Annotated in this window: 9 protein-coding genes; all 9 read right to left on the bottom strand. The window is 53.5% G+C overall.

Annotated features, from left to right (window positions below; all coding sequences use genetic code 11):
• Positions 1-363: 363 nt before the first annotated feature.
• The 9 genes from ACTQ1N_RS03005 to ACTQ1N_RS02965 all read right to left on the bottom strand — a co-directional run bounded on the left by ACTQ1N_RS03005 (position 364) and on the right by ACTQ1N_RS02965 (position 11,569).
• The gene (locus tag ACTQ1N_RS03005) at positions 364-1,515 is read right to left on the bottom strand and encodes a CvpA family protein (RefSeq protein ID WP_441954475.1); all 1,152 of its coding nucleotides are present in this window, start codon (positions 1,513-1,515) and stop codon (positions 364-366) included.
• 25 nt (positions 1,516-1,540) lie between these two features.
• Positions 1,541-2,794, bottom strand: coding sequence for a DUF5711 family protein (locus ACTQ1N_RS03000; protein WP_441954473.1), 1,254 nt, complete (start codon positions 2,792-2,794; stop codon positions 1,541-1,543).
• Between the two features lie 58 nt (positions 2,795-2,852).
• Positions 2,853-3,449 (bottom strand): recombination mediator RecR, encoded by a 597-nt coding sequence (recR, locus tag ACTQ1N_RS02995; RefSeq protein ID WP_441954471.1) that lies wholly within the window; start codon positions 3,447-3,449, stop codon positions 2,853-2,855.
• A gap of 3 nt (positions 3,450-3,452) precedes the next feature.
• The gene (locus tag ACTQ1N_RS02990; RefSeq protein ID WP_441954469.1) at positions 3,453-3,794 is read right to left on the bottom strand and encodes a YbaB/EbfC family nucleoid-associated protein; all 342 of its coding nucleotides are present in this window, start codon (positions 3,792-3,794) and stop codon (positions 3,453-3,455) included.
• Between the two features lie 24 nt (positions 3,795-3,818).
• Entirely contained in the window at positions 3,819-5,456 is a 1,638-nt protein-coding gene (gene dnaX / locus ACTQ1N_RS02985) for a DNA polymerase III subunit gamma/tau (RefSeq protein WP_441954467.1), read from the bottom strand.
• Between the two features lie 234 nt (positions 5,457-5,690).
• Complete coding sequence (locus ACTQ1N_RS02980) at positions 5,691-6,773, bottom strand: 6-phosphofructokinase (protein WP_441954465.1); 1,083 nt, start codon at positions 6,771-6,773, stop codon at positions 5,691-5,693.
• Between the two features lie 209 nt (positions 6,774-6,982).
• Positions 6,983-8,674 carry an ABC transporter permease subunit gene (locus ACTQ1N_RS02975; RefSeq protein WP_441954463.1) on the bottom strand — a complete coding sequence of 564 codons (1,692 nt, stop codon included), beginning with the start codon at positions 8,672-8,674 and terminating at the stop codon, positions 6,983-6,985.
• A 15-nt stretch (positions 8,675-8,689) separates the two neighbouring features.
• A complete protein-coding gene (locus tag ACTQ1N_RS02970) occupies positions 8,690-10,195 on the bottom strand; it encodes a sugar ABC transporter ATP-binding protein (RefSeq protein ID WP_441954461.1) in 1,506 nt (501 codons plus the stop codon).
• 135 nt (positions 10,196-10,330) lie between these two features.
• Entirely contained in the window at positions 10,331-11,569 is a 1,239-nt protein-coding gene (locus ACTQ1N_RS02965; RefSeq protein WP_441954459.1) for a substrate-binding domain-containing protein, read from the bottom strand.
• Between the last annotated feature and the right edge of the window lie 256 nt (positions 11,570-11,825).

The following is an 11,825-nucleotide window of genomic DNA, read 5'->3' as shown; positions in this document are numbered from 1 at the left end:
GGATCAAAGATGTTACTGACATCTCTTATCCCTTTTACTGTTTAAAGGTCAGTTCCTTAAATAAAACTTTTCAGAACTTTCAAGGTTGTTTCACTGTTCAGTTATCAAGGTACTCACATCACCGTTCAGGTTTACTTGTTTAATGAAGTCTGCCTTTTCATCGGCGACTCGGCTATAATAACACCGGGGAATAGGGATGTCAACACCTTTTTCTTGTTTTTTTATGTTTTTCTCACCGTTTTTATCACCTTTTTATCATCGTCATGCCGCTGCAGCTGTATAGCGCTTTTTCTGTTCCATAATGCCCATGGGTGCGGTGATCCTGCGCCCCTATCAGCTGCAGCTGGATTGTGCTTTCTTCTGTTACACAATGCCCTTCAGGGCAGAGGAAGCTCCCTTCATCAGCGGGTTGGTGTTGTAAAGAAGCTCCAGAAACGAGTTATCGTAGACCTGTACCATCAGGCTTTGTCCTGCTGGCGTTGCGGCAAAGAACGAGAGAATCATCATCAGCATCCATACGATCAGGAGCCCCTGCAGGATGCCCGCTCCAAGCCCCAGCGCATGGTTCACTGTTCGAATAACCGGAAGCCGTGAAAAAATACCGACTGCGCCGATTACCAGTCTGATGAGCCCCCAGGCAATCAGCAACGTTACGATATACGCTGCAACGTTCAGAATCAGGTTTGCGAAGTAATTGACAATATACGACGCAAAGTCATCCGCTCCCAGTTTCTTGTATCCCTCACTGTTGTTGAAGGTCTCCATCTGCTCCTGAAGATACTGCGGAATCGGAAGAGATTCGATGAATTTACGTTTGTCAGCCGCAGTCATATTTCCCATCAGAGCAGAGAGCGCCTCCATTTTCTCCGATTCAGTATCTGTGCCCTGATTCTGCCTGTCTGATGTGCTGCCAGCTGCGTTATCTGCAGTCGTCAGAAGCACTTCAGGCCGGGACAGATTCCGGCGAAGTAAGACATTCGAGGCATTTCCAGGAAGGTCCAGTATCAGCAGGGGTGCTCCCCCAGCGCCCAGAACGCCTGCTGAAACACCGGCATACTGGGCGATCAGTGCTTTGATCTGGTCATCCGACAGATGATCCACCGCAGAGCCGTCATAACCATACTGATCCAGCATGGACTTCACTGCAGCTCTGTCGACCGAACCGTCCGAATTGTAGAAGGATCCATTTCCGGATGAGGGAGATGCCGAAGATAATGCCGGCATCTGGTCAGAGCCACTTCCGCTCCCCGCCTCACCGGATGCGGAAGAAAACGTTCCCGCGATGGTGTTCTTCGCTATTTCACCCGCCGCCGCTGCGCACTGTTCCCTGATCAGCCCATAAAGCGGAGTGTCATTTCGAAGCCAGCCTGTCACAGCCGGGAGAAGCGCCGTCACAAGCATCCCTGCGAGGATAAATGAAAGAAGGCCGGATGCCTTCTTCAGGAATCCGGCGATCAGGCCGCTTACAGAACACAGCAGCAGCACCAGGCTTACAATGATCAGCATTATATTCATAGAGATCCCCTTCTGATGATCCTGCTCACTCTGCTTTGATTCTGGTGATTCCAGAGTTGGACAGAATACAGTATCTTCTGAAACCAGGTATTTTTACGAACAATCCTATTTTCTGGTCAAAGTCGCTGTCAAATCGTTTGATCCCGCCTGGTGTATAGGACATCATGTGCCGCTGTGACCAGAGCAGGATCTCGCCCGAGTCAAACACAACAGACTGGTACCCTTCATTAAACAAGGTGTCCATTGTCTGCTTTCCCTTCATCGTATACACAGACAGCTCATACCGGTTCGCGGCATCGTCGCTCAGGCACACAAAGCCCACGTGATCTTCATCGTGAAAAACACTTGAAATCTCCCCGGTGATTTCTACATTGGCCCGCTCCTTCGGATCCTTGGTCCCGGAGAAAACGATAAACCGGTCGTCTGCGACCGCAACCGGGGTCCGGTCATCCGCAAAAAACACTTCCCCAAAAAGCTCATCTGTATAGCTGATTTTCCCGGTTACGTGTTTTTCTTCCGACTCCGACGCAGACGAAAAATCATAGAACAGAACCTCTGCATCCACGGTTCCGGATCCGACTTTCGCCGCCGACACCATCAGCCTGGTCGCTTTTTCTGAAAGGTCGAGCGCGATTGGCTGCCCTGTCTGCTCCAGTGTCGGCTTCACCTCCGCAAGCGTCGTACCGTTCGGTGAATATAGTCTGATCAGAACATCCGAATCACTTTTCAGCAGAAATGCACTCACACCGTTTGACGCAACAGAGCCCTTCAGGATTGGCAGGTCGGTTTGATATTGTCCGATCACCCCGCTTTTGTCCGCTACAAGGACCTGGTTTCCCTGCAGTTCATAGATCAGGATCGATTCACCGCACTGGTCAAACGCCGTCGCCTGCATGGTATAGGCATTGCTCCAGAGCGTCTCATTGCTGGCATTGACAAGCGTTACACCATCTGCACCGTATTTCACAAAATCACTGCCAAGCCTGGCGTAGAATGTGCCGGAAATATCCTTTCCCTTGTAGGAAGCTGTCTTTTTATAAGAGGTATACAGATGCCGTCTGCTCATCGCCTGCCAACCCGCGATGGCAACTGCGCACAGTGCCGCCACAATGAGCCAGATATAGACCGGGTTCATCACCGGGCTGGTATGTTTTCTCCCGTCTGAGCCGGAAATATAGTCTTCCCTGGTGTCGAAATCCTCCCAGTCGTCCTCCTCATCCTGATCCCAGAGGGTTCTGAAAGAGATCATCTCCCAGAACTTTTTCAGTTGATCCTTCATCAGCCCATCCTTCCGCTAAGACCGCCCGCCGCCGATGCGATCGTTGAGTCCGATCCTCTTAAAGCTCGGTCCTGCCCTCCAGCGCCCTCAGGAGCGTCACCTCGTCAATATACTCCAGATCTCCCCCGACCGGCACTCCGCTCGCAATGCGGGAAACCTTGATTCCGGTAGGCTTAATCAGCTTGCTGATGTACATCGCTGTCGTCTCACCCTCCAGGCTGGATCCGGTTGCGATGATCACTTCCTTCACATCCCCCTGCAGCCGCTGCATGAGCTCCTTCAGACGGATATCAGACGGTCCGATCCCAAGCATCGGGGAAATGGTTCCGCCGAGCACATGGTAGACACCGCTATATTTTCCGGTCTTCTCATAAGCTGCGAGATCCCTGCTGTTTTCCACCACCATGATGGTACTGTGGTCTCTCTTCCCGTCTGCGCAGATCGGACAGATCTCAGAGTCCGTCATTGTCCCGCACACCTTGCAGTAGCGCACATGCTCCCTCGCGTCTGTAATCGACTTTGCAAGTGCGTCTGCCTGGTCCTTCGGCATCCTTACGATGTGAAACGCCAGCCTCTGCGCAGTCTTTCCGCCAATCCCCGGCAGCGCTGCCAGGTGCTGGATCAGATTGTTGATCTGACTTCCATAATACTCCATCTTTTACAGCCCGAATCCTGTTCCAAGTCCGCCGGTCAGTCCGCCCATCGCTTTCTGGGCATCTTCGTCAGCCGCCCGGAGCGCTTCATTTGCGGCAGCCTGAATCATGTCCTGCAGCATCTCGACATCCTCCGGGTCAACCGCATCCGGATCGATTGTCACCTTCGTGATTTCCTTCTTCCCGCTGACTGTGATGCTGACAGCACCGCCGCCCGCCTTTGCCGTATACTCTTTTTCCTCAAGGGCTGCCTGCTGCTCCTGAATCGCCTTCTGCATCTTCTGCGCCTGCTTCATCAGGTTGTTCATATTGCCCATCCCGCCCGGGAAACCGCCTCTTCTTGCCATCTCTCTTCTCCTCTTCGCTGTTTCTTAGTCCTCTTCCTCAATTGGAAAATCAATTCCCTCAATCCTTGCCGCGTCCTGAACCCGCACAGAATCCGTCCGCTGCTGCATCTCGCACTTTGAGACAAACCGAACCTCCGGGCGCACACCGTACTTGGCCTCCAGGATATCCTGAAACTCCTCTTTTACCTTCTGGTTATCCCGATATGCTTTCACCCAGTCGTCATCAAAGGCGACATACAAGGTCTCCTGATCACTGGAATTGTACCACGGCTCTGCAAGATTCGCCATAATGCTTCCTGTTCCAGGATCCTTCATTGCCTGAAGGGTGTTCTTCCACTGCCCCTGAATCCGTGAAAACAGTTCCGGCGCCACCAGCTTTGGTGTCTTCCGGCGGCCTGCGTCTCCCGCTTCCTCCGAAGCCTTCTCTCCATCCTGTCCGGCTCCGGCAGCAGCGATCACCCTGCCATCCCGGAGGGCCTCCTCCACATGCTTCAGGCGCTCTGACAGTGTGGCAGTCTGCTGCGACATCTCATCAAGGCGGGCTGCCGCAGCAAGGGGATCGGCCCCGGAAGTTTCCGGCCGGCACAGTCTGATCAGCCCGACTTCCGCCGTGATCCGGGGATTCGAGGCGGTCCGAAGGTCACCTGCAACTTCTGAAAGCACCGAAATCAGGTACATCAGCCTGTCCTCTGACACATTTTTTCCTGCCTTGAGGAGCTCTTCCGCATCCTCATCTGTCAGATTCAGCGATTCCGCCGTGCCGCCGGACGCCTTGAACAGCAGCAGATCTCTCAGATACCAGGTAAAATCTCCGATGATCTGCCGCGTATCCCGTCCGCCCATCAGCAGGCTGTCAAATGTCGAAAGAAGGCCGGAGCAGTCGAACTGCAGCGTCTGACTCAGCATGACCGCGTACTGCGTCCGCGGCGCCGTTCCAAGGACATCAAGCACCTGCTCATAGGTCAGTCTCCCGCCACTGTAAAAGGAGACGCACTGATCCATGATACTCAGGGCATCACGCATCCCGCCTTCTGCCTTCCTGGCAATGTACCGGACAGCCTTCTCCTCTGCCTCAATCTGTTCCTTCGCAAGGACCTCCTGCAGCCTCTTTTCGATCACATCTGACGGAATCCGGTGAAAGTCATACCGCTGGCAGCGCGACAGGATGGTATCCGGCAGCTTCTGCGGGTCCGTGGTGGCCAGAATGAACACCGCATATGCCGGCGGTTCCTCGAGTGTCTTCAAAAACGCATTGAAGGCCGCCCCTGACAGCATGTGCACCTCATCGATGATGTAAACCTTATACCGGCCGTCAGCAGGCGGATAGGCAATCTCATCGATAATCTGTCTGAAGTCGTCGACGCTGTTTCTGGACGCGGCATCCATCTCGATGACATTCATGGAAGCCCCGTCTGCAATCGCCCTGCAGCTTCTGCATGTCAGGCAGGGATCGCCATCCTGCAGATTCTCGCAGTTAATCGCCTTTGCAAAGATTTTTGCCACAGTCGTCTTACCGGTCCCGCGGCTGCCGCAGAACAGATAGGCATGGCCGATCCGTCCTGTCCGGATCTGATTGCGGAGTGTTCTGATGATCACGTCCTGCCCTTTTACATCCTCAAATGTCTGAGGGCGGTATTTCCTGTAAAGCGCCTGATAACCCACGAATTCTCCTCCTGTCAAACCACCTGGACACTTTTGCCTGAGCAGCTGTCTGACAAAATGACTGCCGCCCCAGTGAATCCGGAGCGGCAGTCTGTCACCTTCTCTTATCTTTATTCATTCCGGACCGGTACGAGTCTCCGGCTTTTCTTCCGGCCGCGCACCGCTTCTGACGCCTGTCCGGACAAGGTTCACGTTCCCGGCAGCCGATCTCTTCCTGCAGCAGCGGCCGGTCTGTCAGACATCCTCGTCACCGAAACTGATGCCAAGCATCTTTGCCTCTTTGACAAACTGATTGTCCTTCTCGACAACCTTCAGCTTGCCCGCGCTCTCCTTCATCGGCAGGCGGACCGTCTTATCGTGGACAATGCCGATCATCACGCCGAACTCTCCATCCATGAACGCCTTTGCACCGGCGACACCGAGCCTCGTCGAAAGCGCACGGTCGTACGGGCACGGTGCCCCTCCCCGCTGTGTATGACCCGGGACGGTGATACGCACCTCGTTGCCGGTCTTCGCGAGGATCTGGTCTGCCAGCTCATAGGCAACAGACGGATAGTGGTTGCTTTCCATCTTCTTCTTGTATTCCTTCTTGGAAAGCTTCAGGTCATCCGCGCAGACCGCGCCTTCCGCGACAGCCAGAACCGTGAATCCCTTGCCTGACTTTGTTCTCTTGTTGATAGCCTCGATCACCTTGTCAATCCGGTACGGGATTTCCGGGATCAGGATGACATCCGCACCTCCGGCAATCCCGGCGTACAGAGTCAGCCAGCCAACCTTGTGCCCCATGATCTCGACGATAAAGACACGGTTGTGAGAGGCCGCCGTCGTGTGGATGCAGTCGATCGCCTCCGTCGCGATATTGACAGCGCTGTAGAACCCGAACGTCATGTCAGTTCCCCAGATATCATTGTCAATGGTCTTCGGCAGATGGATGACATTGAGTCCCTTCTCGCTCAGAAGATTCGCTGTCTTCTGGCTCCCATTCCCCCCGAGGACATACAGGCAGTCCAGGCGAAGCTTGTAGTAGTTCTGCATCATCGCTTCAACCTTGTTCAGCCCGTTCTCGTCCGGGTCATTGATCGTCTTGAAGGGCGTGCGGGAAGATCCAAGGATTGTTCCGCCCTTTGTCAGAATGCCAGAGAAATCCTTGCTTGTCAGAAGCCGGTAATCCCCGTGAATCATGCCCTGGTACCCGTTCATGAACCCATATACTTCCAGCTCGTCAATGTTGTTGGACAATGCTTTTACGATGCCGCGCATGGTCGCATTCAGTGCCTGGCAATCGCCCCCGGAAGTCAGCAGACCTACTCTCTTCATTCCGCTCCCTGCCTTTCCTTACATGAATTTCACCCGTTGTTTCCCCGTATGCCCAAGCATACTGTTTAACAAAGTATAGTGCTTTTTCCCCTCCCGGACAACTGTTTTCGGTCATGTATCAAAAGGCGCCCCAGGGCTTTATCCCTGCGGCGTCTCTTGAATCAGTCTGATCTCTCAGAACACAGCCAGTTCTTCCATCAACTCTTCAATTACTTCTTCTGCACATACTTCAGGCAGTCCAGCGTGACAGCCGCCAGAATGATAATTCCCTCAAATACGAACTGGAGGTTCGTGTCAATGCCGAGAATGGTCAGCGAGTAGGTCAGCGCCGTGAAGATCAGCACGCCGACGACAACGCCGGAAATCTTACCGATTCCACCGGTAAATGAGACACCGCCGACGACGCAGGCCGCGATGGCATCCATATCCCAGCCCTGCCCGTAAGCCGCCGAGCCGGAACCAATCATTCTGTTGCACTCCAGCCATGCACCGAAGCCGTACAGAACGCCGGCCAGCATGAACGCGCCGAGTGTGACCGCGAAGACAGAGATGCCTGATACGGCCGCTGCCTCCGGGTTTCCGCCGACTGCATACAGGTACTTGCCGAACTTTGTCTTGTTCCAGATGAACCAGACGATGACGATGGCTGCCACTGCCCAGAGAATGATGGTCGGGAAGCCCTTGATCTTCGGAATCACAGCGTTCGGGATCGCATTCTCAATGGCACCGAAAGATACACCCTTCGTTGCATAGGTAACGAGGCCGAAGATGATCAGCATGTTTGCCATGGTACTGATGAACGGATGCATCTTAAACCGAGCGGTGAAAAAGCCGGCGATCGAGGTAAAGATGACGCAGAACAGAATTGTCAGGACAAGCGCAAAGATCGCGCGGCCGGCCAGCGGCATGCCGGACAGATCAAAGGCTTTTCCAAACACCGTCCCTGTATTCGGTCCCTTGTGCATGATAATCGTGCAGGTCACCATGCCCATACCCATCATACGGCCGATTGAAAGGTCGGTTCCTGTCAGGAGGATCAGTCCTGCAACGCCAAGCGCAAGGAACATACGCGGCGATGCCTGCTGCAGGATGTTCAGGATGTTGGTTGCCGTGAACAGCTGCGTATGCTTGACTGCCGGTGTGATGAAGCCCAGCGCGATGAAGACCGCGACAATGACAATATACAGCCCGTTTCTAAGGAAGAACTGCTTCCAGGAGAAGGTGTAGCGGGAAAGTTCCCTGCTCTGTGCCCTCTGCTGTGCGAAGGTAAACTTCGACTTTCTGAGCAGGTCAATCAGATGGTATTCGTGTGTGAAGGCTTCATGCTCGCGATCCTTGACCGCCTGCAGGTCCTTCCTGTAGACCATCTTCGCGTCGAACATCCGGTTCTTGAAGACGTAGGTCTCGTCCTTGATCTCTTTCTGGAGCGTTGTCTTCTCTTCGCCGGAAGCCGAATCCAGTTTCCCCTTCAGCGCCGCGAGGCTCTTCTCATGCTCCGCCTTCAGGGCTTCCACTTTCCTGGAATAGGTTGCTGCGGCAGCCTCCCGCTCTCCTGCACCGGATGCCTTGATTTTGTCAAGATACTCCGTATTATAGTGTGCCTTCAGGTACGCTTCTCCCTCCGCGATCAGCTTTTCAACCTGCGCCTTGTTCGCCGCTTCCGTCTTCTTTGCCTCTGACAGCAGCGCCTCATCTTTTTTGCGGATCTTCTCCTTCTGCTCTGCCGTCAGCGTTTTGCTTTCCTTCGCCATTCTCAGTTCGTCGGTCAGCTCCGCTACCTTATCCGCACCGTCAACGCGAAGGGCATCAATCTTCTTCTGAATCTCCCCGATATGCTCGTCAATCGGCCGCAGCAGCTTCTCCGCATCCTCCGCGGACAGAATTTTCGTATTCTCAGCCATATTCTTTCTCCTCAATTACAGATACTTTGCACTGAGCCTCAGAAGCTCTTCCTGGTCCGTCTCCTTTGTATTCACAATGCCGGCAAGCCGTCCATTGCTCATAACCCCGATTCTGTTCGTAATCCCGAGGATCTCAGGCATCTCGGAGGAGACCACGAGGATGGTCTTGCCTCTCTTTGCCATCTCGATGATCAGCTGGTAAATCTCGTACTTTGCACCGACATCGATGCCTCTCGTCGGATCGTCCATCATGAAGACAACCGGATCTCTTTCCAGCCACTTTCCAAAGATGACCTTCTGCTGGTTTCCTCCGGACAGACCGGATATGGAATCGTCCGGCCCCATGCACTTGGTGTGCATGATGCGGATCTCGTTCTCCGTCGCCCGGCGCATCTTCGGATTCGAGAGCGCAGCCCCCGACATGTACTTCGAAAGGTTTGTGATGGTTGTATTGAAGATCAGGTCTCCCTTCGCGAACATCCCGTTCATCTTCCGCTCTTCCGTGATCAGCGCAAACCCATGTTCCATCGCTTCCTTTGCACTGTCAAAGTTCATCAGCTGCCCATTATAGTAAACTCTTCCGGAAGCTCTTGTCCGGACACCGAAGATGGTCTCAAGAAGCTCTGTCCGGCCGGCGCCAACCAGTCCGTACAGTCCGAAGATCTCACCCTCTCTGACATCAAAGGAGATATCCTGGAGATACGGCGTAAACTTTGTGGAGAGATGCTGTACCGAGAGAATCACGTCGCCCGGTTCATTGTCCACCGGCGGGAACCGTTTTTCGAGCGAGCGGCCGACCATCGCCGCGATCAGCTCATTGAACGATGTCTCTCCGACCGGTTTTGACATCACCAGATTTCCGTCCCTCAGAACCGAGACTTCATCGCAGATCTCGAAGATCTCATCCATCTTGTGAGAGATATAAATGATGGAAATGCCCTGGGCGGTAAGCTGCCTCATGATCGCAAACAGCCTCCTGACCTCCGGCTCTGTCAGCGAGGAAGTCGGTTCGTCCAGAACAATTATTTTCGAATTATAGGAGATTGCCTTCGCAATCTCGCACATCTGCCTCTGGGAGACAGACATCCTTCTCATCGGCTGTGTCAGATTCACAGTCATTCCAAGTCTGCGGAACAGATCCGCAGCTTCCTTCTTCATGCGCGCCTCATCGATCACGCCGTTGTTCACCGGGTACCTCCCGAGAAACAGATTGTCGACCACGGAACGCTCCAGGCACTGGTTCAGTTCCTGGTGGACCATCGCCACCCCGTTCTCCAGAGCATCCTTCGGTCCGGAAAAGCTCACCGGCTTTCCGTCCAGATAGATGGCGCCCTCGTCCATATGGTAGATGCCGAACAGACACTTCATCATGGTAGACTTCCCGGCTCCGTTCTCTCCCATCAGCCCCATGACGATGCCTCTTTTCACATCCATGCTGATGTGGTCGAGAACTCTGTTTCGCCCGAAAGACTTGGACATATCACGGATCGACAGAATGATATCCTCTTTCTTTTCTGCCACTTCTTTACTCCTCCCGTGCTTGTCAGTTCCTGCTGCATAACATGAAAGAGGGAATCCCGTTAGGAATTCCCTCTTCGTTCACTCCTGACCGTTTTCTGCCTGACTGTTCAGTTATCTGGTCAGGTTCTCCTATTCTTACTGAAGCAGAGCCGTATAGGAAGCTGCGTTGTCCGTCTTGACCATGTTGATTGCGAATGCGTCATAAGCGCTCGGATCTGCCAGGCGGTTCGTGATGTTAGACTCTGTCTGTCCATCGCCCTGGATGTACTCGACATCGAGGTTCAGGAGCTTGTCGTACTGCTGAAGCAGCGGGACATAGGTGGATCCAAGGAAGTTATCAGCAGAGTTGTAGATGTCAAGCCATACCTTCTTCTTCGGAGAGGTGGACTCGTCAAGCTGTGTGGAGACTGCGTCGTTGATCTTCGTGGAATCCAGGAAATCCTTGTAGTTGTCAGCCGTGACAGCCAGGTTCAGAGCGTAGTAGGAACGCTCGTCATCGACATACTTGCAGTCCTGATCGGTCAGGACATTGCCCTTCTCGTCGGCTGTGGTGATACCGGTGTTGACATCCACTCCATCCAGCAGGTTGCGGAGAACACGAAGTGTCAGGTAAGCCTGGACATCCGCGTGCTGGGAAATGGTTCCGCCGTAACCGTCCGCGATTGCCGCGACCGCGTCGCTGTTTGCGTCATAGCCGAAGGTCGGGCGGTTGTTGGCCTGTGCCCAGCCGTTGAACATCGCCATGCCCATGCCATCGTTGTTCGATACAACAACGTCGATCTGATCGCCGAAGGAAGCAGACCAGGTGGAGATTGCATTGCCGGCGGTTGCCGCATCCCATGTAGCACCAGCGGAGTTCTTCATCTCCTGGGAAGCCAGCTCACGTACGACATAATCCTTGCCGTTGACAGTGATCTTTCCATCCTGGACATCTGTCGCGGATCCGTCGGTGTTGGTTCCGACCGGATTGGAATCGACTGCGCCGTCCTTCTCGACAGCTGTTCCGAGCGCCTTGCGGACACCTCTGGTACGGGCGATGGAATCGTTGTGTCCGATGTCGCCGATTGCGAGGACATAACCGATTGTACCGTCACCGTTCTGGTCGATGGTATCAATGTGGTCTTCGATATACTTTTCGACCATCTGCCCCTGCAGCTCGGCACCCTGGTTCGCATCGAATCCGACATAGTACGTGCTGGCGTTGAAATTCAGCGCATCCTTGTCGAGCTCACCGGTGGAGCTGTTGGACGGCTGGCGGTTAAACCATACCAGCGGCTTATCCTTGTTCGCCACATCTCCTGCCATTGCGAGAGAGCTGACTGCCATTGCGCCGACAGCGGCAAGGGCGACTGCTGAAAGTGCCTTTTTTCTCATAACGTTGTGCCTCCTGTGTATTTGCCGAAATATAAGTTTCCGGCGTCCTGTAATTTGTTGTATTTAATATACCATTCCTATTTTTAATGGTCAAGGTGTTTGTACTATTCATATAAATTTATCATATTTTTCATATTTTTTCGTACAATACTGCCAGTATCTTTTCTGGCATAATAGGATAATCCTGCCACATTGCTGATCTTCATCATCATGCAGACAATCAAAAAAGCAGGCAGGTGAGTCGGATCTTCTCCAT

It is taken from the genome of Porcincola sp. LCP21S3_C12, from assembly GCF_052118625.1.
Taxonomy (GTDB): Bacteria; Bacillota; Clostridia; order Lachnospirales; family Lachnospiraceae; genus Porcincola.
Note: the sequence above shows the minus strand (reverse complement) of the source record. Positions and strands in the feature narration are given on the sequence as shown.